This is a genomic window from Pyxidicoccus sp. M6 (genome assembly GCF_055568925.1).
In genome coordinates this window covers 13,241,986-13,264,651 of sequence record NZ_CM145714.1, presented here as the reverse complement: position 1 = coordinate 13,264,651, position 22,666 = coordinate 13,241,986, and the positions used below count along the sequence as shown (strand labels likewise).

Here is a 22,666-nt window from a genome sequence, read left to right as displayed (position 1 = left end):
CGGTTTGAGTAGCGAGCGCTCCCGCGTCGCTACTCCGCCTTCCCACCCGTCCGCTGCCAGAACTCGCGCAGCAGAATCGTGGCGAAGCGCGAGTCATTCAGGATGTACCGCCGCCACAGGCGCTTCGGCTCGTTCACCAGTCGGTACAGCCACTCGAACCCAGCACGGGCAATCCACTGCGGCGCGCGCTTCGCGGTGCCGGCGATGAAGTCGAACCCCGCGCCCACGCCAATGGCCACCGTGGGCCCCAGCTTGTGCGCCACCTGCGAAATCCACACCTCCTGCTTCGGGCTGCCCAGCGCCACGAAGAGCAGGTGCGGGTCCTTCTCGCGAATCTTCGCGACAATCGGGTCGTTCTGCGCGTCCCCGCCGTCCAGCTTCACCATCGGCGAGTCCCAGCCCACCACCTCGATGCCGTACTTCTCGCGGACGGTGTTCGCCACCTTCTCCGCCACGCCCGGGCCCGCGCCCATCAGGTACACGCGCCACTTGTGCTCCGCTCCCAGCTTCATCAGCGGAAGAATCAAATCGGAGCCGGCAATCCGCTCCGGCAGCGACACGTCCATCGCCTTGGACGCCCAGACAATGGGCATCCCGTCCACCACCGAAATCGTGGCGCGCTTGTAGGCCTCGCGGAACTCCACGTTGTCCTCGGCCAGCACCACGTGGTCCACGTTGGCCGTGAAGACGTAGCCGCCCTGGTGCAGGTCCACCAGCCGGCCAATCTCGCGGATGGCGTCCTCGAAGGTGAGCTGGTCGATGGCGAGCTGGCCGATACGCAGGCGCGGGCGCCCCGTGGAGAAGGAGGACGTCGAGGGAGTCGCGGCGTTCATGGCTTCTTCACCGTCAGGTCGAGCACAGTCATTGAGTATGGCGGCAGGCGCTGCGTCAGCGAGCCCTCCGCCTTCGCGCCGGGAGTCTGCTCGGCGAACCCCCCGGGCGCGCCCGAGTAACCCAGCACGCGGACGCTGTCGAGCGTACCGCAGCCCTTCAGTTCAATCTGCGCCTGCGCGGCCTCGTCCGGGTTGAAGTTGAGCACCACCGCCACCAGCTTCTTCCCCGAATCATCCCGAGACACGAACAGGCTCGTCCCGTCCGCCGCCTTCGCCGGCACCCAGTTGTCCTGGAAGCGGCTGCCCTTGCCGTCGAAGTCGCGGTACGCGCGGAACGCCCAGAACACCGGCGAGCCCTCCGGCGGGTACTGGAAGAAGAACGCGGAGGTGATGCCCTCCTGCGCGAAGCGGCCCAGCGCCTCGGCCTGCGCGAGGCCACCGCTCATGTGCTTGAAGGCGCCGAAGTTGTACTCGCCGATGGAGATGCCCCGGCCCGGGTAGTTCTCCGCAATCCACTCCTTCATGCGGGGGATGAGCCGGATGGGCTCGCCAATCCAGGACTCGTCCTTGTACGTCGGGTCCCACAGGCCGCGCACGCTGCGGATGCGGCGCGCGTTGGTGTCCTTGTCCGTGTTGCCATCCAGCCCCACGCCCACGTTGGTCTGCGGGTAGAAGTGCAGGTCCACCACGTCGAGGATGCGCGTGCCCGTCTTCTTCTCGTGCTCGCGGAGCTGCCGCAGGTACCAGGGCAGCAACGGCATGTCACCGTGCGCGAGCCGGTCCGAGTGGTGCATCTTCCCCGGCGCGAAGTCCAGCGCGGACCAGAGGTAGTTCGTCCAGCCCCACTCGGCGGGGCCGGCGATGACGGCGTCGGGGTCCGCCTTGCGCACCGCGGTGCCATACTCAATCGTCCGCTTCAGCAGCTCGTCGTAGCCGAGCGGCTCCGGGAAGACGTCGCGGTGCGTGGAGCTCCAGAGCATGGGCTCGTTGTCCAGGATGTACATCTGGACGCCGCGCGCGCCGCGGGCCTTGTCCTTCTCGCGGATGGCCGTCACCCACTCGGCGACGAAGGAGGGCGGGGCCTCCACGCTGGTGAGCGAGGGCTCCCCGGGCTTCAGCGGCGTGCCGTCCCGGCTTACGCCGTTGCCACTGCCGTTGTCCTCCTTCTGCTGCTGGCCGAAGCGGGACACGGGGAAGCCGACGGACTTCGTGTCCTTCGCCACCCAGCCCAGCAGCGGCACGGTGAGGGCGGATTGGATTCCACGCTTGCGGTTGGTCTCCAGGAAGTCGTCGGCGCTGAAGCCGATGTCGACGTTCTGGAAGAACCAGTCGTTGGCGGTGTTCCACGCGCCGCCCAGCTTCCAGTTGTAGCGGGACGTGGGGTTGCCGCCCCAGCGACGCGCGGTGGCGCCCATGCGGAACTGGTGCGTGTCCTGCTTCTCATGCAGGCCGTCCACGGCGATGCCGTAGATGAGCGGGTTGATGCGGTGGCTCGGCGCGGTGCAGTCGATGGACATGCGCGCCTCGCGGCCGCTGCCCTTGCCCGTCTTGCCGCCTCCCGCGGCGAGCGCGGCGGCGACCTCCGGCGGCAGCGGCACGAGCGCCACCTTGTCGAAGAGCACCCAGTCGCGGCCCACCTCCCTGGACGCGCGCAGCACCACGCGGTCGAACGCCTCGCCGCGCGGGTTGAGCAGGTCCATGGGGATGACGACCTCCGTCCACTCCCCGTCCTTGCGGACCTTCATCTCGGGGGTAATCGGCACGCGCGGGAAGATGACGGCGCCGGGCGTGTCGAGGCGCGCCTCGAGGAACTCGCCGTAGGACTCCGGCGCGCTGACGCGGAACGAGAGCGCTCCGAAGGCGCCCGCCAGCTTCGGCCGGTAGAGAATCCACCCGCCGTAGTTGAACAGGCGCATGCGCGCGGGCGCCCCCTTCGGCAGCTCGCGAGGCGCCCAGCCGATGTCATTCCACCCGGAGGACAGGCCTCCGTCGTAGAGCATGACGCGCTCGGTGGACTGCGCCGTCGCGGAGCCCGCCGCCGCATTCGGTGTGGAAGGGGGAGCCGCCTGGCCGCCCGAGTTGACTGCCTGGGCCACCGCCACCGTCCCGCCCGCGAGCAGGGCGCACGACAGCACGGCCGCGCCTGCCTTCATCCGCGCACGCTTCACTCCGTCCTCCATCTGCTTCGTCTCCCCCCGAGGTCGCTCCCCCGTGGTGCTTCAGAGCGCGACGTCGTCGTCCTGGTCCTTGCGCGGGAAGATGCGGGCGGGAATGCCCACGGCCACGCTGTCGGGAGGAACGTCCTGGAGCACCACCGCATTCGCGCCAATCCGCGAGCGCGCACCGATGCGCACCGGCCCGAGGATGCGCGCCCCGGCCCCAATCCACACGTCATCCTCGATGACGGGGTAGCCGTTGTCCTTCGCGGTGCCCACGGTGTTGTTGCCGTAGAAGCGCACCCGGTCGCCAATCTTCGCGTCGCCGCCGATGACGATGCCCAGGCTGTGCACGAAGTACACGCCCTTGCCGAGCGTCACTTCCTTGCCGATTTCAATCCCCATCACCGCCGTCTGCGCCACGCGCAGCACGTGGTTGACCAGGGGAATCCGCAGCGCCAGCGCCGCCTCGCGCGCGCGGTTGAGCGCGGTAATCCGGTACGAGTCGCTCGTCAGCACCACCTTGGCGATGGACTTCGCATCCGAGGTGCCGTTGGCGGCCTTCGCCAGCTCCAGCGCGTCCGTGACGAGCGAGCCAATCATCGAACTCTTTCGCGTCATGGTGCCCACTCAGTCCTTCTTCCCCTGCAGGTAGCGAGCGACCTCGCGGGCGATGCCCGTCCAGCCGCCGGCCTCGTTGCGCGCGCCGCGCAGGTACTCCATGCCGTACGCCACGGAGGTGCCGGCGAAGGCGGCCTTCTCCAGGCCCAGCTTGTCCGCCGTCTTCGCCACGTTCATCACCGTGTTCGTCAGCACGCGCGTGGCCTCGGGCGCGACGACGGTGGCGGCGAGCAGCGGGCGGGCGAGCGGATTGGTCTCGAAGAGCAGCCGCCACGGGTTGAGGCCGCTCACGTCCGGGTGCTTGCGCGCCACCTGCGTGTCGAACATGCCGTAGCGGTTGGCGCGCTTGAGCCAGCGCTCGAAGGACACGTGGTCGCTGCCATGCAGCACGTACGCGTCGCGCGCGAAGACGAAGGTGCAGCCGGCCTTCTCCAGCCGCACGCCGAGCTCCACGTCTTCCGACTGGCCCAGCGACTTGTCGAAGCCGCCCACGCCCACGTAGTCCGCGCGGTGGAAGGACACGTTGCCCGTGTAGAGGTGGTTGCCGCGAGCGCGCGCTCCGGGCGCGGACAGCTCATCCGCCATGCGGCCGTTGAGGTACGCGTACCAGCGCTCGAACAGCGGCATGTCGCCGATGGACGGGTCCGGGCGGATGCGGCCGAGCACCACGTTGCGCGAGCCGGGCGGGTGGTGCGCGAGGTGCCGCTCCAGGAAGTCCGGGGCCACCTGCATGTCGTCGTCGGTGACGAGCACGACTTCACCGCGCGAGGCCAGCACACCCCGGTGGCGCGCGGCGGCGGCGCCGGCGTTCTGCTGCACCTCCACGCGCAGGGTGTAGGGGAGCTTCTGGGCGAGCAGCGGCTCGCGCACGGGCTCCTTGGAGCCGTCGTCCACGACGACGACCTCGAAGTCCTCGGGCGGCAGCGTCTGGCCCGCGAGCTGCCACAACAGGCGGGTGATGAGCGGCAGCCGGTTGTAGGTGGCGATGACGACGCTGAGGCGGGGTGTGAGGTCAGCGGTGCTCATGGCTTCTTCTTCTTGTCCTGCGCGGCCTTGGGCTTCTTCTTCTTGGACTTGGGGAAGATGACGCTGCCCACGAAGCGCTCGGGGCCCACGTACTCCATCGTCTTGCGCGCGGCGCCGAACTGCGTCTCCCCCAGCGCGACGCACAGCAGGACGCCGTCCGCGGCGAGGGCCAGGGGCAGGCTGGCGGGGTGCGTGAGGAGTGAGTCGACGACGACCACGACGCGCTCACCCCGGGCGATGCGCTCGCGGAGCTCGACGACGAGGCGCGGGGCGTCGGCGGGGGAAATGCCGGTGGCGTCCTGGAGGTGGATTTTCTGCGAGTACGCGTAGGGCGCACCGGCCTCGAGGATGGCGGTGGCGGCCTCCAGCGCGGGCCCATCGGGTTGGGCGGGGACGACGGTGAGGTAGGACCAGGCGCGGCGCTCGAGCGCGAACCACAGCCGCTGCAGCTCCGGCGAAGGCACGGAGCTGTCAGGCGGAGCGGCATCCGTGGGACTGGGAGGTGCGCTGGGGTCGGCAGCCATGGGAAGGCGCCCGGTATAGCCCAAGCCGTGGCGAGGCCCAATGACCTGCCCGGGCAGGCGGGGGAGCGGGTGTCAAGCACCCTGCTCCCAGTGATTTCAACGGCTTCTGTACCCCGGGCGGCGCGCTACGCGGCGTTCTGCGACTCCTTCTGGTGCGCCTCCATAGCCCGGTGGCGGCCGAGGTAGCGCGCGAAGGCGTCGAGCATCGCATCCGGGTCCTGGAGCTTGCTCAGGCAGATGGAGCGGGTGCCCTTGAAGAGGCCTCGGCCCTGCACCTGGAGGTCCAGGTACTTCTTGAACATACGCTCCGCCTTGGTGGCCGTCTTCACGTCCTCCAGGCGCACGGGCGCGTCCCACTCCGTGTTGCTCACCTCGGCGTAGGTGAGATTCACCTCCGGCCCGTCCTCCTTGCCCTCGAAGGTGAGGGGCGGGAAGTGCTTCTCCACGTGCTGGCGCTCCGCCTCGGTGGAGGGCACGTAGCGGTACGCGAGCGCCAGGTCATGCGCCTGCGCGAAGCGCGCCTCGTACTCGCCCCACATGCGCGCCTCGATGGCCTCCGCCTCCAGGATGGCGCTCACCCACGAGTCCTGGGCCGGCTCCAGCAGCATCTGCACCACGTCATCCGGGCCGAGCTTCTGGCCCACGTTCTCCAGGCGCACGTCGAGCGGCGGGTGGGAGTCGAACGGGTGGGGCGTCGTCGTGCCGCGCAGGTCGCCATGCACAGCCTCGGAGCGGGCGTAGTGCGTGAAGCCGACCGCCACGCGCTGGGCAATCGCCACGGACTCATGCTGGTGGCTGCGCGAGAAGAGCTCCTCCTCCACGCGGTTGCGGAAGCTCGCGTAGGCGCCCACCTTCACCAGCGAGCGGGCGATGTCGCGGCCCGAGGTGATGCTCGCGGCGAGCCGGTCCGCGGCGAGCTCGCTCGCGCGCCGGCTGTGTCCGAGGGACAGCTCGAAGAGGCCGCGGTAGGCGAGCATGAAGTGGTAGATGGGCCGGGTGAGGCCGCCCTCGTGGAGGGCCTCCAGGTACTGCCCGAAGCGCGCGAGCATGGGCGACAGCCGCTTGCTGTGGCCCGTGTCGCCGCCGAGCAGGTGCCCCATCTCGTGCGCGAGCACCGCGTCCGCCTCGGAGCGCTCCAGCAGGCGCAGCAGGGACAGGCTCACGAAGAGCGTCCGGCCCGAGAGGGTGCGGTCCCCGACGCGCACGTCGTGCTCGGTGACGAAGAAGTTGGTGTCGATGCCCACGAGGATGTTGTTCGGCGGCGGCGTCTGCAGCCGCTCGCAGAGCCTGCGCACGTGCGCCCAGAGGTCCGGCGCCCGCGCGGGCTCCAGCACCTCCGCCTCCACCTCGAAGTCCATCGACGGGCGGCGGAAGATGGCCATCACCACGAGGCCGATGGCCGCGAGCGCCAGCAGGCCGATGACGCCGATGAGCTTCGGGGAGTAGCGCTCGAGCCACAGCGCCGTCACCCAGTAGGACAGCCACACGGCGAGCACGCCCTGCGCGAGCGCCTGCAGCGCGCCTGTGATTCGGAGCACGTTCCAGCCCACCACGAAGCTGGCGTACTGGAAGGGCCGCGAGACGAACGCCGCCAGCGCGCACAGCAGGGCAATCAGCGCGGAGGCGATGCCCAGGCCGACGGAGGCGAGCGCGATGAGCTGCATCCAGTCGAACTGCCGGATGTCCGAGCACGCCTCGCCGAGGCTGTTGCGGAAGCCCGCCAGCTCCTCTCCCTCGGAGAGGCAGGCCGCGGAGGCCGGGACGGTGCGGAAGTACTCCAGCAGCTCCTGCCGGCGCGCGTCGTCGAGCTGCGTGTCGGCGGAGATGTCGCGCTCGATGGAGGCGAGCACCTCGCGGTCATAGCGGCCAATGGCGTGGCCGGAGAACCACAACCCGAACAGCGGGAGGGCGAAGAGCCAGAGGGCGGGTAGCGCGTAGACGCGCAGGAAGCCAGGGACGGATGCGGTGGATTTCATGAGGGACGCCCGGACGCTACCGTGTTGCGCGGGCTGACGGGAGACCCGGTGTCCGCCGGGACACTCATCAGGCAGGCGAACGCCGCCGACGAGACATTCAATCAAGCGCTCGTGCGGAAGGTGGGGTGTTTGAAACTCGAATTCCCTGTCAAATACATATCAAGACTGGCGCGAGTTGCAGGCGTTGCCTGGGGCCAGGGCTGACGGAGAGTCTGTGTCAATCTCTACCCATAAGCAGGCAGGTAAGCGCTGGCGGCGATACATGTTAATCATTGCTCGTGCCGAAGATTGGTTACCTGATTCCCGAGTTTCCTGGTCAAACGCATATCTTTTTCTGGCGCGAGTTGCAGGCGTTGCCAGGAAAGGGTGTATCGCCAGAGCTGGTGTCCACCCGTCCGCCGCCCGCGCGCATCATCAGCCACAGTTGGGCGAAGGAGGCCATGGCACGCACCGAGTACCTCTCGCCGTCGGGCGCGCTGGGCGTCGCCAAGGCCGCCGCGGAGATGGCTCGCGCCATGCCTGGCGGCTGGGCGCGGTGCCTGGCGTCCATTGCCCGCGCGGAAGGACTGGATGCGAAGGGCCGCGCGCAGCTCCTCGCCTACGCCGTCATGGGTGGGCGGCTCGCGGCGATGGCGCGTGAGCACGGCTGGTCGCACGTGCACGTGCACTCGTGCGCCAACGCGGCGCATGTGGCGCTCTTCGCCAACCTCCTGTCGGGCCTGCCCTACAGCCTGACGCTGCACGGGCCGCTGGACGACTACGGCCCCAACCAGAAGGAGAAGTGGCGCCACGCGAAGTTCGCCTTCGTGATTACGAAGAAGCTCCTCAGCGAGGTGAACCACGAGCTGGCCGGCGCGCTGCCGCCGCGCATCGAGCTGGCGCCCATGGGCGTGGAGCTCCGCAAGTTCAACCGCTCGGTGCCGTACACGCCGTGGACGGGCGAGGGGCCGCTGCGCATCTTCTCGTGCGGCCGACTCAACCCATGCAAGGGGCACGCGGACCTCATCGACGCGGTGGGCTTCCTCCGCGCGAAGGGCATCGACGCGCGGCTGTCCATTGCCGGCGAGGACGAGGCGGGCGGCACCACGTACCGCAGGGTGCTGGAGGCGAAGCTCGCGGAGACGAAGCTCGGTGACGCGGTGACGCTGCTGGGCGCGGTGAGCGAGGACAAGGTGCGCGGTGAAATCGAGCGTGCGCACATCTTCTCGCTGGCCAGCCTCCAGGAGCCGCTGGGCGTGGCCATCATGGAGGCCATGGCCATGCGCGTGCCCGTCGTCGTGACGGGCGCGGGCGGCGTGCCGGAGCTGGTGGATGACGGCAGGGACGGCCTACTCGTTCCGCCGGCGCAGCCGAAAGTGCTCGCGGAGAAGCTGCAGGTCGTGGCGAAGGACGCGCAGGAGGCCCAGCGCCTGGGCGAGGCCGGCCGGCGCAAGGTGGAGACGACGTTCAGCAGCGAGCGCAGCGCGGACATGCTCGCGCTGATGCTCCGGCGGGCTGCATAGGCGGGCTGAAGCGAAGGCCCTGCCCGGCGGCGGGGATTGTGTGGTTCACGGGGGCCTCGCGGCATGTGCCGCGGGGCCTTCGTGCTTCAGGCTCGCCCCTTGTGGACGATGCGGGACGGGTCGGTGGCCGGCAGCTCCGCGAGGAAGTGGTCGATGCACGCACGGACCGCAGCGGTCAGCGAGCGGTGGGCGCGATAGAGGAGCTGGACACCGCCCGACTCGCCTTCGTAGCCGTCGAGGACGCGGACGAGCCGCTTCGCGGCGACGTCCTCCGTGCAGCGCACCTCCGGGAGCATCGCGATGCCGACTCCGGCGAGCACCGCGCGGTGGGCGGCGGAGAACTCGTTCACGTAGAAGCGCGGCGCGAACGTGATTCGCCGTTTGTGGCGACCCCGGGTGAGCGTCCACGTCGCGAACCCATCGGTCGCGCGCGTCGCGATGCAGTCGTGGCGTGAGAGGTCTTCCAGCCGCCGCGGCCTGCCGCGCGCATCGAGGTAGCGAGGGCTCGCATAGAGCAGCTTCCGCGAAGACCGCCACAGCTCGCGCGCGACGAAGTCGGAGCTGCTGTCCACCTTCCCCGTGAGAATCGCGAGGTCGTAACCCTCGGCGAGCAGGTCGACCCGCCGCTCATCGAGCTCGAGGTCGATGGACACGCCTGGATGCTTCGCGAGGCAGGTGTAGATGACATTCGCCACGGAGGCGCCGAGGACGACGGGGGCGAGAATCCGCACACGGCCGCGCGGCTCCTTGCGGAGCTCGCGCACGTGGTCCGTCCCCTGCCAGACGTCGTCGACCGCCCGCTCGGCATGTTCGAAGTACGTGCGCCCCGCATCCGTGAGGCGAAGGCTGCGCGTCGTGCGCTCGAGGAGCCGGATGCCGAGCGCCGACTCGAGCCGCGCGATGCGCCGGCTCACCGTCGAGCCCGGAACACCGCGCTCGCGGGCGGCGGCGGTGAAGCTGCGCGCTTGGACGACGCGCACGAAGAGCGCGACGTCATTCAGGTCCAAATCGATTCGTGCATCCATGGCATCAATCGCTTTCAGAAACGCATACTAATGCGGCGTGGAGACACGGGCTACGTATCGGTGCGTGAAGACACCGGCGCAAAGCCGGCGAGTCACCCGTGTGGCCATGTGGGCCGCACGGAAGGACACACGCGGCCGGCCTGGGACACCCCAGCGCCGCCGAGGTGGAGAGGAGACTCAGCTCATGTTTCTCGTGTCGGGAATCACCGGCAAGGTCGGTGGCGCGGCTGCACGGCGGTTGCTGGAAGAAGGGCATCGGGTGCGCGCGCTGGTCCGCGAGCCGCTCAAGGCCGCGGAGTGGTCACGCAAGGGCGTGGAGGTCCGCCGGGGAGACTTCAACGACGTCGCTGCCGTCGCCGGGGCCCTGGAGGGAGTCGAAGGCGCCTTCCTGATGGTGCCCCCGGTCCTCGCTCCGGGGCCGGACTTCGCGGAGGCGAAGGCCCTGAGCGCGAGCTTCCGCGAGGCCCTGCGCCGGGCGCCTCCGCAGCGACTGGGGGTGCTGTCCTCGTTCGGCTCGCAGCAGCGCAGCGGGCTCGGGCTCATCACCTCAACCCACCTGCTCGAAGAAGCGCTGGACGGCCTGCCCCTTCCCACCGCCTTCGTCCGGGCCGGCTCGTTCCTGGACAACTACGTCCACGGTCTCGGGAGGGTGGCCTCCACCGGGTATCTCGACAGCTTCTTCGCCCCGACGGACCGCGCCGTGCCGATGGTCGGCACGGTGGACATCGGCAATCTCGTCGCCCGGCTGCTGATGGGCGGCTGGAGCGGCAGGAGGGTTCTGGAGCTCGGCACCCGGTACAGCCCGAACGACATCGCCCGCGCGATGAGTGAGGTGCTCGGGCGTCCGGTCCAGGCGCGGCCGATTCCCCGCGACAGGTGGGCGGCCAGCATGGAAGCCATGGGCATGGCTCCTGGCACCACCGGTGCCTACGAGGAGATGTTGGACGGGGTCAACTCGGGGTGGATCGACTTCGGAGTGCCCGGCACCGAGCACGTCGCGGCGACGATGACTCCCGCCCGTTTCTTCGCGCAGGTGGAGAAGGCCCGAGCCGCCGGCTGAGCGCGGGATGCGGCTCGCTCCGCGCGTGGCTTCTCCGCGGATTCAGTCGCGCCGGAGCGCGATGATGGGGTCGATGCGGGTCGCCCGGTACGCGGGCAGGAGGCTCGACAGGATGGCCACGCCTCCCAGCACCGCCACCACGCCCGCGTACGTGATGGGGTCGGTGCGCTCCACGCCATAGAGCATGCTGCCCAGCATCTGGCTCGCGGCGAAGGCCAGGCCCACACCCAGCGCCAGGCCCATGCCCGTCAGCCGCAGGTACTGGTGCAGCACCAGTCCCACCACCTGCCGCCCGTCCGCTCCCAGCGCCATGCGGATGCCGAGCTCGCGCGTGCGGTGCGTGACGGCGTGCGTGACGACGCCGTAGATGCCCAGCGCGGCCAGCAGCAGCGCCACCCCGGCGAACACCGCCACCAGCAACATGTAGAAGCGCGGCTGGGCGACGGCCTCGCTGACGACGGCCTCCATGTCGCGCACGTTGGCGACCGGCAGGTCCTTGTCCAGGGCGTGCACCTCGGCGCGCACCTGGGAGGCCATCGAGAGGGGCTCGCCCTCCGTCCGCACCACCAGCCGCATCATGTTGGGGCGCGCCTGGGGGAAGGGGACGTAGACCTCCGGAGACGGCTCCTTGGCGATGCCTTCATGGCGCACGTTTCCCACCACCCCCACCACCTGCCCTCCGAGGAGGCCATTTCCGAAGTTGGCGCCGATTTCCACGGTGCGACCGATGGGGTCCTCTCCCGGCCAGTAGCGCCGGGCGGCCTCTTCGCTGACGAGCACGGCGCGCGCGCCCTGCGCCGCGGTGTCCTGCGCCGTGAGGACCCGGCCGCGCACGAGCGGGATGCGCAGCGTCTCCAGGTAGCCCGGAGTGACGACACGGACGTTCGCGATGGTCTCCTGCCCCGGCTCCGGCGGCGGCCTGGACAAGTCCCGGATGGACGAGTCGATGGAGCCGCCCGCCAGGGGCAATTGGAACGCCGCGCCCGCCTGCTTCACGCCCGGCAGGCCCCGCACCCGCTCCAGCAGCGTGTCATAGAAGGTCTGCACCGCCGGGCTGGCCCAGGGATACGTGGTCTCCGGCAGCGCCAGGTCGAGCGCCAGCACCCGGTCCGCCTTGAAGCCCGGGTCCACCTGTTGAAGCCGGATGAAGCTCTTCAACAGCAGCCCCGCGCCCACCAGCAGCATCACCGCCAGCGCCATCTCGCCGACGACGAGCAGGTGGCGCGTCCGGTTGCCGCGTCCGCCAGCGCCCCTGCCGCTCTCGCGGAGGACGCGCTGGAGGTCCACGCGGGACATCTGCAGCGCCGGCACGAGGCCGAAGAGAAGGGAGGTCGCCAGTCCGAGCACGAACGTGAATGCGAGCACCCGGCCATCGATGGACACCTCCGCCAGCCGGGGGAGGTCCCGGGGGGCGAGCATCACCAGCAGGTCCAGCCCCCAGCCCGCCATCAGCAGGCCGCCGCAGGCCCCCACCAGCGAGAGCACCAGGCTCTCCATCAGCAATTGGCGGATGATGCGGCCCCGGCTGGCCCCCAGCGCCAGACGCACCGAAATCTCCCCCTCGCGGCCCACCGCGCGTGCCAGCAGGAGGTTGGAGAGGTTGGCGCAGGCGATGAGGAGCACCACGCCCACCGCGCCGAGCAACATGAGGAGCGCCGGCTCCACGTCCCCCACCAGCTCCTCGCGCAGGGGCTTCAGCAGGGTCGTGAGCCCGGTGTTGGTCTCGGGGTACTGCTCCGTCAGGCGCTTCGACAGGGCGAGCAGGTCCGCTCCCGCCTGCTCCAGCGTGACACCCGGCTTCAGCCGCCCATAGGCGCTCAGGAAGTGGGCGCCGCGGTTGCCGGGGTCGATGTTGGACCCCTCCCAGGTGAGGGGAATCCAGAGCTGCGCCTGGTCCGGGAAGGCGAAGCCGGGCCGTGCCACGCCCACCACGGTGTAGGGCTCGCCGTTCACCGTGAGGGTGCGTCCGACGATGTCCGGGTCACCGCCGTAGCGGCGCTTCCACAACGTGTTCCCCAACACCACCACCTTGCCCTTCCCGGGCTGGTCCTCGTCCGCCTGGAAGCCCCGGCCGAGCAGCGGCTGCACCCCCAGCACCTGGAAGAAGCCCGCCGTTACCTGCGCGCCCTGCAGCCGCTCGGGGTCTCCGCCCGGGCCGGTGAGGCTGATGTCGGTGGCGTCCACTCCCATCATTCCGCTGAAGGAGCGGTTCTGCGACTGCATGTCGAGGTAGTCGAGCCCCGAGGACGATAGGGTGCTGCCGCGCTGGTGCAGGTGGAACACGCGCACCAGCGAATCCGCGTCCGCCATGGGCAGGGTCCGGAGCAGCACCGCATTCACCACGCTGAAGATGGCGGTGTTGGCACCCAGGCCCAGCGACAGGGTGAGGACCGCGACACACAGGAAGCCCGGGCTCTTGAGAAGCTTGCGGAAGGCCTGACGGAGGTCCTGCGCGACGGTGTCCATGACTGCTCCAGGTGAGGAAGGAGCACCGGGGGCGGGCTCGCTCCTGGGGGCCCGATGAGCAAGGCGGATGCCACCATCTCATGGTCTCCGGAGCGGCACGACCCGAGGGGCGGGCCGGTGGACGGCGCCCCGCTGCCGGGTGGGCCTGACCGGACCTGGGAATGCGGGTCCCACTTCCGGGCAGTCGCGCACCTGCACAGCGCAAGCCCAGGTGCGTCGCCTTCGTGACGGGCGGTGCACCTGCTCCTCCGGCATGTGCGCCGTTCTGCTTTCTTCTCCGGAACGCATGTGGCCCCTGATGGCCGCGGCGAGCGAGGAAGGGTTCCTCGCGCTGGGCAGCTGCTGCGTCAGCATCGTGCTCGGCGCGCTCCTCGTGAGCGTCTTCACGCTGATGCGCATCCTCGGCCGGCTGAACCAGAAGGACGCGCAGAAGTTCGGCATCTGTCCCGGCAGTGACGGTGCCTGCGCGTCGCTGGAGACGGAGGCGAGCCTCGCGCTGACGGATTGGCTGCACGTGCGCCTCAACGAGCTGGCCGGCCGGGGCCCCCACGACGCGCCCGTCACCGTGCGCGAGCTGCGCGAGGATGACTGGCCCTCTTCTTCGCGGAGCACCCGCCCCGGCCCGAGGGCGTCCTCAAGGTCATCCCAAATCCGTGAAGTCCGGATGCCCTCCCACACGAGCGGTGCGGTCTCGAACAATTCCCGGGGGGCTTTTTCGCTCCGGGTATGTAACGCGCGGCCGAGGACTGGCTGACGCCCGGGGGCAGGAACACAATGAGGGGACCTGACCGGGCAGTCCTTCCCGCCTCGTCCGTCGCGGAGGCGGAGTCTCGGGGGCCCGTTGTCGGCAGGACCGGCGCTGATTACCGCGAGGTTCTCAGCGAGAAGAGAGAAGGGAGGCAATGTCGTTGGAAGGCTCCCAGCCGCTCATCGCGAATGTCTCCGTCCGGGCCGAGCCGGCCGCCACGAGCATCCTCATGGTGGACGACCACGACGCGAACCTGCTCGCCCTGGAGGCCATCCTGGAGCCGCTCGGTCAGCGGCTGGTGAGGGCGTCCTCGGGCCCCGAGGCGCTGCGGTGGCTATTGCGCGAGGACTTCGCGCTCATCCTGCTGGACGTGCAGATGCCGGACATGGACGGCTTCGAGACGGCGCGGCTCATCCGCCAGCGTCAGCGCACGCGCTACACGCCCATCATCTTCCTCACCGCGCACAGCCGTGACGAGTCGCACCTGGTGCACGGCTACACGACGGGCGCGGCGGACTACGTGGTGAAGCCGTTCAACCCGGACGTGCTGCGCTGGAAGGTGGAGGCCTTCGTCGCGCTGCACCGCCAGCAGCGGCGCCTGCAAGCCCAGGAGGCGGCCTTGTGGGAGCGCGAGCGCCACGTCCTGGAGCGGCAGAGCGAGCTGCGCTTCCGGCGGCTGGTGGACTCGATGCCGCAGTTCGTGTGGGCGCTGCTGGTGGACGGCACCGTCAGCTACGCCAACCGCGGCTGGCTGGAGTACGCGGGGCTGACGCCCGCGCAGGCGCGGCGCGGCGAGGAGAACCACCGCCTCATGCACCCGGAGGACCGGCCGCGTGTGCACGAGGCCTGGGTCTCGTCGTTGCGCACGGGCCACCCGCTGGAGGCGGAGTACCGGCTGCGCCGCGCGAGGGACGGCGAGTACCGCTGGTTCCTGGGCCGCACGCTGCCCGAGCGGGACGAGGAGGGCGAGCTCGTCGGGTGGATTGCCACGGCGACGGACATCCACGAAGCGCGGCGCGCGGTGGAGGTGCTGAAGGAGGCCAGCGAGGCCAAGGACATGTTCCTCACCATGGCGGCGCACGAGCTGCGCACGCCGCTGCAGGCGGCGCGGAGCTACGCGCACCTGGCGAAGGTGATGGCGGGCGCGGGGATGGACCCGGGCGTGGACAAGGCGCTGCGAGGCATCCACCGCACCGTGAATCGGATGGCGAGCCTGGTGGAGAACCTGCTCGACGTGGGCCGGCTCCAGCTGGGCGAGCTGCACCTGACGCGGGGCGAGGTGGACCTGGCGCTGCTGCTGCGTGACGTGGTGGAGCACTTCCAGCCGATGTCGGAGGCGCACCCCATCGGCCTGGACGCGCCGGAGTCACTGCGGCTGCACGGAGACCGCGAGCGGCTGGAGCAGGTGTTCACCAACCTGCTGTCCAATGCGCTGCGATACTCCCCCGGAGGCGGGCCGGTGCGGCTGACGGCGCGCGAGGAGCCGAGGCAGGTGCACGTGCAGGTGATGGACCGGGGCCTGGGGATTCCGACGGAGCAGCTGGAGCACATCTTCGAGCGCTTCAGTCGCGCGCATGGAATCTCCTACGGCGGGCTGGGGCTCGGGCTGGCGATTTCGCGGGGCATCGTCGAGCGCCACGGCGGGCGCATCTGGGCGGAGTCCTCCGGCCGCGAGGGCGAGGGCAGCACCTTCCACGTCGTGCTGCCGACGGGCTGAGCGCGGGGAATCAGGGCACGCCGGAATCAGCGCTGCCGGGTGGGGGAGTTCGCCCTTCAGGCGACTCCGGGTTCACGCCTGTTGAAGGCATGTCCTGAAGGGAGCCCGGAGTGAGGTCAGGCTCCGAGGGGGGCGCTGAAGGCCCGGCATCGGATGGCGCTGGAGTGGGAACTTCGTCGGGCTCCGCGCCGAAGCTGCGCCGCAGGATGCGACCGTCGGTGCTGATGGCATACCGGGCACCTGTGTCCAGGGACAAAGGCCATCCCCGAGGCGAAACACATCGACCTGGAGCTGGAGCACCTGCCCGTGCCCGGCGCCGAGGCCGCGCCCGTGCGCTCCGCCACGTATGGGGCTGTCGCGATTCCCCTGGCTTGAGGCCCGCGCGCCCGCCTGCTCGCTGCTCCAAGCAATTCACCCCGTCCCGGCCTGTCCGTATCCATCAGGACACCCCGTGCCGGGGCGGCGCGAAACGGTTCCCTCCCGCGTGCCTCCGTGATTGAAGGCGAGCCATGCGGCGGCATTGCCCGGCCGCGTGGGTGGAGGCGACTTGTGAGCCCGGAGACGGAGCCCATCCTCGAAGACGAGCTGCGGGACGCCTGGCCGGTGCTGTCCCCTCGCGACCGCGTGGAGGGCTTCCGCCTGCTGCCCCCCGCGAGCGCGGATGACTTCTTCCTCACGCTCTCCCCGCAGGAGCAGGCCGGGCTCCTCATGGCGCTGCTCCCCGGAGAGCGGCGCACATGGATGCGGGTGCTCGCGCCCGACGACGCGGCGGACGTCATCCAGCACCTGCCGCCGGAGGAGCGCGGCACCTTCCTCGCGCTGCTCGACGACACCTCCCGCCGCGAGGTGCAGGCGCTGCTCGCCTACGAGGAGGACGAGGCCGGCGGGTTGATGAATCCCCGCTTCGTCCGCGTGCGGCCAGACTCGAGCATCGACGAGGCGCTCACCTACCTGCGCAAGCAGGCCCGCGAGAAGGTGGAGACCGTCTACTACGGCTACGTGCTGGACGCCGAGCAGCACCTCCTCGGTGTCGTCTCGCTGCGCCAGCTCTTCCAGGCCGCGCCGGGCAAGGTGGTGCGAGACGTCATGCGCACGGACCTCGTCACCGTGACGGAGGAGACGGACCAGGAAGTCGTCGGCCGCCTCTTCGCCGAGCACGGCCTCGCGGCCATCCCCGTGGTGGACGCCGAGGGCCGGATGAAGGGCATCGTCACCGTGGACGACATCGTCAGCGTCGTCCAGGACGAGGCCACCGAGGACATCCAGAAGGTCGGCGGCATGGAGGCCCTCGACGCGCCCTACTTCGAGGTGGGCTTCGTCGCCATGCTGAAGAAGCGCGCCGGCTGGCTGCTGGTGCTCTTCGTGTCGGAGATGCTCACCGCCACCGCCATGTCCCGCTACGAGGAGGAAATCGCGCGCGCCGTCGTGCTGAGCCTCTTCGTGCCGCTCATCATCTCCTCGGGAGGCAACGCGGGCAGCCAGGCCTCCACGCTCATCATCCGCTCGCTGGCCCTCACCGAGGTGCGCCTCAAGGACTGGTGGCGCGTCATGCGGCGCGAGCTGTTGTCCGGCTTCGCCCTGGGCGCGGTGCTGGGCGTGGTGGGCCTCATCCGCATCCTGCTCTGGCAGGCCGCCTTCCACAGCTACGGCGAGCACGCCACCAAGGTGGCCATCACCGTGGGCCTGTCCGTGCTCGGCGTGGTGATGTGGGGCACGCTGTCCGGCTCCATGCTGCCCTTCGTGCTGCGGCGCTGCGGCTTCGACCCCGCGAGCGCGTCCGCGCCCTTCGTGGCCACGCTCGTGGACGTCAGCGGGCTGGTCATCTACTTCACCACCGCCGAGTTCGTCCTCCGCGGCGCGCTGCTGTAGCGCTCAGGCCTGCCGCCGGCCGTAGCTCGCGCTCGAGGCGGGCGTCGGGACTCCATCCTCGTTGGGGAGGGAAATGGCCCCGGGCGGCGGCACGGGCGCGGCCGGCGCCAGCGGCAGCAGCGTGCTGTTGGGCATGGGCCACGCCCCCGAGAGCACCGCCAGCTTCCCCGACATGGCCACGCACATGGAGATGAGGAACGTGCAGATGTACGAGATGATGCCCATGTCCCCGAACACCTGGTTGATGTACGTGGCCACGATGCCGACGATGATCATCGCGCACGCGCGGTGCTCGGAGACGTCGCTGCGGTGGTATGCGCGCACCGCCATGAACACGGTGACGGCGAGGTACATCCACACGCCCGTGTAGCCGAGCATCCCTCCAAAGGCGAACAGCCCCAGTAGCGAGTCGTGCGGGTGGTACCGGTACTGGGGGAACACGAAGGCGATGTCCGGCAGCGGCACGGGCAGGAGGAACTCGTGTCCATACCCCGTGCCGAGGAGGGGGAACTGCGCCCACGTGGCGATGAGGTCCAGGTTCTCGATGTCGCGGTAGTCCAGGTTGCCCTCGCCGCCCTGGCCTTCAATCAGCGACTTGATGGTGTCCACCGGCCCGAAGATGCCCGTGGGCCGGTTCCACCCCACCGCGATGTACACGGCGATGATGGGGGCCAGGAAGGGCAGCGTCCGCACGATGAGGCGCTTGAGCGGCGTCCACGGGTTGATGAGGAACGCGGCCAGCAGGCAGCCCACGAGGCTCACGTAGGCGAGGCGCCTGTCATTGAACACCATCCCCGTGATGATGATGGCGATGACGCCCAGGCCCTTGATGAGGTGCGCCGCCTTCGGCTTCTCGATGAAGCGCAGCAGCACCACGAGGAGGCAGAAGATGAACGTCATCGAGTCCGAGTGGGACGTCGTGTACTCCACGAAGACGCCCAGGGCGGGGACGATGACGAGCGCGAAGTAGCTGCCCACCAGCGCCTTGGTGATGCCGGCGGCGATGACCACCCGGCACAGCGTGGGCCAGTCCTGCGGCCCGCGCAGGGCATAGTGGTACATGGCCACGATGAACGGCATCATCGCGGCCTGGTGCCATTGCCAGAGGGACTGCTTGAAGTCCCCACCGCGGGCGACGCCGCGCACCTCCATCCACAAGAGGGCGATGAGGGACAGCGCCGTCACCGCGACGAGCGGCCGGGGCATGGGCGGCGTCGGCGGGTCGATGGTGGACTTCGTCACCCGCCGGTACATGGCCAGCCCCATCAGCCCGACGATGAGCACGTCGATGAGGGGAAACCGCAGCGCCCCAATCTTGGTGATGTAGCTGAGCTGGGCGAACAGCAGCTCCCCCAGGGGGTGCAGGGGCGACTCCCACAGGCCGGACTGGGGGCGCTCGGCCACGTAGTCCACGGCGAGCGTCAGGTACGTCACCGCGAAGACGGGGTAGCGGATGGGAATCTTGAGGATGACCCACACCACGGTGACGCCGAGGACGGGGGCCAGGGCGACGACGGGATGGATGGCCCCCCCTCCCACGGTGGCGAGCACCAGGAAGCCGATGAGCGCGAGGTAGCGCAGGTAGGGTGGGCGCTCGGGGGAGTACATCGTAGCGGGGGGAGGCTACAGCTTGGGGGCAGGTTGGGATAGATGAAGCGGCACGTATGCCTGCCTCCCGTCCTCGCGTCCTCCTGATTGCCGAGCTGTGCAACCCCGACTGGGTGAGCGTCCCGCTGGAAGGGTGGTCGCTCTACCGGGCCCTGACCGAGGTGGCGGACGTGCACCTCGTCACCCACGTCCGCAACCGGGAGAACATCCTCAAGCAGGGCGTGCAGGAGGGCTCGGGCTTCACCGCGCTGGACTCGACGCCGGTGGAGAAGCCGCTCGACAAGGTGGGGAGCCTGCTGCGCGGCAGCGCGGGCGTGGGCTGGACGACGGCCACGGCGCTGAGCGCGCTGCCGTACTACTACTTCGAGGAGGTGTTGTGGCAGCGCTTCGGCGCGCGCATCCAGGCGCGGGAGTTCGACCTGGTGCACCGCTACACGCCCATCAGCCCCACCACGCCGAGCACGCTGGCGGCGCGCTGCAAGAAGGCGGGAGTGCCCTTCATGATGGGGCCGCTGAACGGAGGCCTGCCGTGGCCCAAGGGCTTCGGCGGCGCGCGGCGGCGGGAGAAGGAGTGGCTGAGCTACGTGCGCGAGGCGTACAAGCTGATGCCCTTCTACAAGTCCACGCGGGAGAACGCGTCGGCCATCCTCACCGGCTCGCGGGCGACGCGCGGGCAGATTGCGGCGCAGTGGCAGCCGAAGACGGTCTACATCCCGGAGAACGCCATCGACCCGAGGCGCTTCGGCTCGGCGAAGTCGGAGGGCCCGGTGGAGCTGCCGCTGCGGGTGGCCTTCGTGGGGCGCTTCGTGCCGTACAAGGGCATGGCCATGCTGATGGAGGCGGCGGCGCCGCTCATCCGCGAGGGCAAGGTGGTGCTGGAGTACATCGGCGACGGGCAGGAGATGCCGAACCTCAAGGCGCAGGCGGCGCGTGAGGGAATCGAGAAGGGCGTGACGTTCGCCGGGTGGGTGAAGCACACGGAGCTGCAGGGGCGGCTGGCGAAGAACCACGTCTTCGGCTTCCCGAGCGTGCGCGAGTTCGGCGGCGCGGTGGTGTGCGAGGCGATGGCGCTGGGGCTGGTGCCGATTGTGATGGACTACGGCGGGCCGGGGGAAATCGTGAGCCCGGCGACGGGCTTCGCGATTCCGATAGGGACGCCGGAGGAAATCGTGCTGCGGGTGCGCGAGGTGCTGGCGAAGCTGGCGGCGGACCCGTCCGTCATCCGTCCCATGGGCGAGCGCGCCCGGGAGCGCGTCTTCAAGTACTTCACGTGGAAGGCGAAGGCCGAGCAGGTGGCGGAGGTGTACCGCTGGCTGCTCGGCGAGCGCGGGCAGCCGGACTGGGGCATGCCGCTGGCGGACTGACGGACGCGTCAAGGCACCGTGGGTACGCGGTCGAAGTCCATGGTGCTCACCGGGGCGAAGCGCTCGAACCGGTCCTCGCGCTGATCCAGCCCGCGGGCCCTGCGGATCAGCTCGCCCAGCTCCGTCACGTCTTCGCGGCCCTTGAGCGGCTGGCCAACCTCCTCCCACAGGGACACCAGCCCGTCGTAGGACAGCGGCCGCACCCAGTACGAGCCGCGCAGCTTCTCCGCGAACGCCGCCGCCACGTACGACAGGCGCGTGGGCGGCGCCGCCTTGCCGTACGCCGCTCGCAGCAGCGACACCGGCAGCGCCTTCTCCATCAACTTCGAGTCCCCGCCCTCCGGCGCCTTGTACCGGATGCGCAGCGTGCCGAAGGACGCGCCGGGCTCGCGCAGCTTCACCTCGTATAGCGCGGTGACGCTGTGCCCCGCGCCCACCTCGCCCGCGTCGACCTTGTCGTCCGCGAACTGCTCCTTCGTCAGCAGCCGGTTCTCGTAGCCAATCAGCCGGTAGCGCACGACGGCCTTCGGGTCGAACTCCACCTGCAGCTTCACGTCCTTCGCCACCACCTGCAGCGTGCCGGTGAGGTTCTGCACGAAGATGCGCCGCGCCTCCTCCAGCCGGTCCACGTACGCGTAGTTCCCCTCGCCCACGTGCGACAGCCGCTCCATCAGCACGTCGTTGTAGTTGCCCATCCCGAAGCCGACGGTGGAAAGGGTGATGCCCTTCGCCGCGTGGTCCTTCACCCGCGCCCAGATGCCGTCCGCGTCGGTGATGCCGTTGTTCGCCACCCCGTCCGAGCACAGGATGATGCGGTTGATGCCCCCCTTCACCAGGTGCTTCGCCGCGAGCGCGTAGCCCATCTCCAGCCCCTCCTGTGCGTTCGTGGAGCCCTCGCTCCGCACGCTGTCGATGGCGCGCAGCAGTCGCTCCTTCTGCGTGGCGTTCGTGGGCTCCAACACCCGCCGCGCCCGCGTGCCGTAGACGACGATGGACACCCGGTCCCGCTCGTCCAGCGCGTCCACCAGCAGCCTCAGCGCGCGCTTCACCAGCCCGAGCCGCTCCTCTCCCGCCATGGAGCCGGACACGTCGATGACGAACACGAGGTGACTCGGCTTGCGCTGCTGCGCGGTCACCTCGCGCGCCTTCACGCCGAGGTGCACCACCTGGTAGCCCTTGCGCGCCGGGGACGGGAAGCCCTCCACGTGCACGCTGAAGGGCGCGTCCGGCTCGGCCTCGTAGCCGTAGTCGAAGCTGTTGACGAACTCCTCCACTCGCACGGCCTGCTCGTCCGGCAGCCCCCCGCGCTCCAGGTACGCGCGCGTCAGCGCGTACGAGGCCGTGTCCGTGTCCACGGAGAACGTGGAGAAGCGCTCCTCCTCCGCCGCCACCGTCGGATTCACGCCGTAGCCCTTGAAGTACATGTCGAAGAACGTGCCGCCGTCGGGCGGCGCGGTGCGCTCGGACGTGCGGATGCGGGACGGCGTCGGCGGAGGGGCGCTCGCCACCCGCGGGCTCGCGTTGATGCCGTAGGTGTCGTCGCTCGTGGACAGCCCATCCACCACGTAGCCGTTCTCCGGTGCCGTCGCGCCGTTGATGGACACGCCGTGGCTGTCAGACTCCGCGGCGGGCGCCAGCTCGGCCAGGGACTCGAAGGAGCGGGCCGCACCGGCCTTGTCGCCAGGCCGGGCCACGGCGATGCGCTTGATGAACTCCTGGTCCACGTTGACGCCCACGGACATGCCGCAACCGCCCACGTCGATGGTCGGAGCGGTGGCCTTGGGCTGCGGCGGCTCAATGAAGGACTCGGGCAGCAGCTCCACGTTCACCCGGATGGTGCGCTTGAGGCGCAGCTGGACGTCCGTGCGCGTGTACGTCTTGTACTGCTCCTTCTCGAACCGAAGCGTGTAGACGCCCGGTGGGAGCCGCGGAATCCGGTAGTTGCCCTGCGCATCCGTGACGGCCGTCTGCTCGCCCTGGAGGTTGGGCGAGGTCGCGGTGACGACGACATCGGGAACGGGCTGCCGGCTCTGGGCATCGATGACGGTGCCGATGATGACGCTGGACTCGGCGCCGGCATCCGGCTGGGCCACGGCGGGCGCCGTCGTCAGCAGGAGACCGCAGAGCAGGCTGCGAGAGAGCAATTGCATCGGTGCCACCTCGGTGAAGCG

The 22,666-nt window shown here is 69.8% G+C and carries 16 protein-coding genes; 6 read left to right on the top strand and 10 right to left on the bottom strand.

The window, feature by feature from the left end:
- Nucleotides 1-29: 29 nt before the first annotated feature.
- The 6 genes from epsA to ACVTJA_RS52505 all read right to left on the bottom strand — a co-directional run bounded on the left by epsA (nucleotide 30) and on the right by ACVTJA_RS52505 (nucleotide 7,136).
- On the bottom strand, nucleotides 30-833 hold the full coding sequence (epsA, locus tag ACVTJA_RS52530) for an exopolysaccharide biosynthesis glycosyltransferase EpsA (protein WP_465832505.1): 804 nt from the start codon (nucleotides 831-833) through the stop codon (nucleotides 30-32).
- Nucleotides 830-2,986 carry a GH44 family glycoside hydrolase EpsB gene (gene epsB / locus ACVTJA_RS52525; RefSeq protein WP_465840738.1) on the bottom strand — a complete coding sequence of 719 codons (2,157 nt, stop codon included), beginning with the start codon at nucleotides 2,984-2,986 and terminating at the stop codon, nucleotides 830-832. Before epsB ends, epsA begins: the two co-directional genes overlap by 4 nt.
- 66 nt (nucleotides 2,987-3,052) lie before the next feature.
- Complete coding sequence (gene epsC / locus ACVTJA_RS52520) at nucleotides 3,053-3,610, bottom strand: serine O-acetyltransferase EpsC (RefSeq protein ID WP_465832503.1); 558 nt, start codon at nucleotides 3,608-3,610, stop codon at nucleotides 3,053-3,055.
- Nucleotides 3,611-3,619: 9 nt separating this feature from the next.
- Complete coding sequence (gene epsD / locus ACVTJA_RS52515) at nucleotides 3,620-4,636, bottom strand: exopolysaccharide biosynthesis glycosyltransferase EpsD (protein WP_465832501.1); 1,017 nt, start codon at nucleotides 4,634-4,636, stop codon at nucleotides 3,620-3,622.
- Nucleotides 4,633-5,160, bottom strand: a complete 528-nt coding sequence (locus ACVTJA_RS52510; protein WP_465832500.1) for a hypothetical protein — start codon at nucleotides 5,158-5,160, stop codon at nucleotides 4,633-4,635. The genes epsD and ACVTJA_RS52510 overlap by 4 nt, the downstream gene beginning before the upstream one ends.
- Before the next feature lie 125 nt (nucleotides 5,161-5,285).
- Nucleotides 5,286-7,136 carry a M48 family metallopeptidase gene (locus ACVTJA_RS52505; protein WP_465832498.1) on the bottom strand — a complete coding sequence of 617 codons (1,851 nt, stop codon included), beginning with the start codon at nucleotides 7,134-7,136 and terminating at the stop codon, nucleotides 5,286-5,288.
- A 278-nt stretch (nucleotides 7,137-7,414) separates the two neighbouring features.
- Between ACVTJA_RS52505 and epsE the strand changes: the two genes are divergently transcribed.
- The gene (gene epsE / locus ACVTJA_RS52500; RefSeq protein WP_465832497.1) at nucleotides 7,415-8,638 is read left to right on the top strand and encodes an exopolysaccharide biosynthesis GT4 family glycosyltransferase EpsE; all 1,224 of its coding nucleotides are present in this window, start codon (nucleotides 7,415-7,417) and stop codon (nucleotides 8,636-8,638) included.
- An 86-nt stretch (nucleotides 8,639-8,724) separates the two neighbouring features.
- Here epsE and ACVTJA_RS52495 read toward each other — a convergent pair whose 3' ends face one another.
- A complete protein-coding gene (locus tag ACVTJA_RS52495; RefSeq protein WP_465832495.1) occupies nucleotides 8,725-9,663 on the bottom strand; it encodes a LysR family transcriptional regulator in 939 nt (312 codons plus the stop codon).
- A gap of 184 nt (nucleotides 9,664-9,847) precedes the next feature.
- Between ACVTJA_RS52495 and ACVTJA_RS52490 the strand changes: the two genes are divergently transcribed.
- Nucleotides 9,848-10,723 carry an NmrA family NAD(P)-binding protein gene (locus ACVTJA_RS52490; protein ID WP_465832493.1) on the top strand — a complete coding sequence of 292 codons (876 nt, stop codon included), beginning with the start codon at nucleotides 9,848-9,850 and terminating at the stop codon, nucleotides 10,721-10,723.
- A 42-nt stretch (nucleotides 10,724-10,765) separates the two neighbouring features.
- On the opposite strand, the gene ACVTJA_RS52485 is transcribed toward ACVTJA_RS52490, so the two are convergent.
- Nucleotides 10,766-13,189: an ABC transporter permease gene (locus ACVTJA_RS52485; protein WP_465832491.1), complete on the bottom strand. Its 2,424-nt coding sequence runs from the start codon at nucleotides 13,187-13,189 to the stop codon at nucleotides 10,766-10,768.
- 298 nt (nucleotides 13,190-13,487) lie between these two features.
- Here ACVTJA_RS52485 and ACVTJA_RS52480 point away from each other — a divergent pair, with 298 nt between their 5' ends.
- The 3 genes from ACVTJA_RS52480 to mgtE all read left to right on the top strand — a co-directional run bounded on the left by ACVTJA_RS52480 (nucleotide 13,488) and on the right by mgtE (nucleotide 17,523).
- Nucleotides 13,488-13,943, top strand: a complete 456-nt coding sequence (locus tag ACVTJA_RS52480; protein WP_465832489.1) for a hypothetical protein — start codon at nucleotides 13,488-13,490, stop codon at nucleotides 13,941-13,943.
- 148 nt (nucleotides 13,944-14,091) lie between these two features.
- Complete coding sequence (gene epsF / locus ACVTJA_RS52475) at nucleotides 14,092-15,654, top strand: response regulator EpsF (RefSeq protein WP_465832487.1); 1,563 nt, start codon at nucleotides 14,092-14,094, stop codon at nucleotides 15,652-15,654.
- Nucleotides 15,655-16,203: 549 nt separating this feature from the next.
- Nucleotides 16,204-17,523, top strand: coding sequence for a magnesium transporter (gene mgtE / locus ACVTJA_RS52470; protein ID WP_465832485.1), 1,320 nt, complete (start codon nucleotides 16,204-16,206; stop codon nucleotides 17,521-17,523).
- 3 nt (nucleotides 17,524-17,526) lie between these two features.
- Here the strand turns inward: mgtE and wzy are convergent, their stop codons facing one another.
- On the bottom strand, nucleotides 17,527-19,131 hold the full coding sequence (gene wzy / locus ACVTJA_RS52465; RefSeq protein ID WP_465832483.1) for an exopolysaccharide repeat unit polymerase: 1,605 nt from the start codon (nucleotides 19,129-19,131) through the stop codon (nucleotides 17,527-17,529).
- 56 nt (nucleotides 19,132-19,187) lie between these two features.
- On the opposite strand from wzy, the gene epsH reads away from it, so the two are divergent.
- Complete coding sequence (gene epsH / locus ACVTJA_RS52460; protein ID WP_465832481.1) at nucleotides 19,188-20,495, top strand: exopolysaccharide biosynthesis glycosyltransferase EpsH; 1,308 nt, start codon at nucleotides 19,188-19,190, stop codon at nucleotides 20,493-20,495.
- 8 nt (nucleotides 20,496-20,503) lie between these two features.
- On the opposite strand, the gene ACVTJA_RS52455 is transcribed toward epsH, so the two are convergent.
- The gene (locus ACVTJA_RS52455) at nucleotides 20,504-22,645 is read right to left on the bottom strand and encodes a YfbK domain-containing protein (RefSeq protein WP_465832479.1); all 2,142 of its coding nucleotides are present in this window, start codon (nucleotides 22,643-22,645) and stop codon (nucleotides 20,504-20,506) included.
- Nucleotides 22,646-22,666: the final 21 nt, after the last annotated feature.

Excerpts from the sequence above, each read along its gene's own strand:
- epsA (WP_465832505.1), bottom strand. The coding sequence starts at position 833 with ATGAACGCCGCGACTCCCTCGACGTCCTCCTTCTCCACGGGGCGCCCG.
- epsB (WP_465840738.1), bottom strand. The coding sequence starts at position 2,986 with ATGAAGGCAGGCGCGGCCGTGCTGTCGTGCGCCCTGCTCGCGGGCGGG.
- epsC (WP_465832503.1), bottom strand. The coding sequence starts at position 3,610 with ATGACGCGAAAGAGTTCGATGATTGGCTCGCTCGTCACGGACGCGCTG.
- epsD (WP_465832501.1), bottom strand. The coding sequence starts at position 4,636 with ATGAGCACCGCTGACCTCACACCCCGCCTCAGCGTCGTCATCGCCACC.
- ACVTJA_RS52510 (WP_465832500.1), bottom strand. The coding sequence starts at position 5,160 with ATGGCTGCCGACCCCAGCGCACCTCCCAGTCCCACGGATGCCGCTCCG.
- ACVTJA_RS52505 (WP_465832498.1), bottom strand. The coding sequence starts at position 7,136 with ATGAAATCCACCGCATCCGTCCCTGGCTTCCTGCGCGTCTACGCGCTA.
- ACVTJA_RS52495 (WP_465832495.1), bottom strand. The coding sequence starts at position 9,663 with ATGGATGCACGAATCGATTTGGACCTGAATGACGTCGCGCTCTTCGTG.
- ACVTJA_RS52490 (WP_465832493.1), top strand. The coding sequence starts at position 9,848 with ATGTTTCTCGTGTCGGGAATCACCGGCAAGGTCGGTGGCGCGGCTGCA.
- ACVTJA_RS52485 (WP_465832491.1), bottom strand. The coding sequence starts at position 13,189 with ATGGACACCGTCGCGCAGGACCTCCGTCAGGCCTTCCGCAAGCTTCTC.
- ACVTJA_RS52480 (WP_465832489.1), top strand. The coding sequence starts at position 13,488 with ATGGCCGCGGCGAGCGAGGAAGGGTTCCTCGCGCTGGGCAGCTGCTGC.
- epsF (WP_465832487.1), top strand. The coding sequence starts at position 14,092 with ATGTCGTTGGAAGGCTCCCAGCCGCTCATCGCGAATGTCTCCGTCCGG.
- wzy (WP_465832483.1), bottom strand. The coding sequence starts at position 19,131 with ATGTACTCCCCCGAGCGCCCACCCTACCTGCGCTACCTCGCGCTCATC.
- epsH (WP_465832481.1), top strand. The coding sequence starts at position 19,188 with ATGCCTGCCTCCCGTCCTCGCGTCCTCCTGATTGCCGAGCTGTGCAAC.
- ACVTJA_RS52455 (WP_465832479.1), bottom strand. The coding sequence starts at position 22,645 with ATGCAATTGCTCTCTCGCAGCCTGCTCTGCGGTCTCCTGCTGACGACG.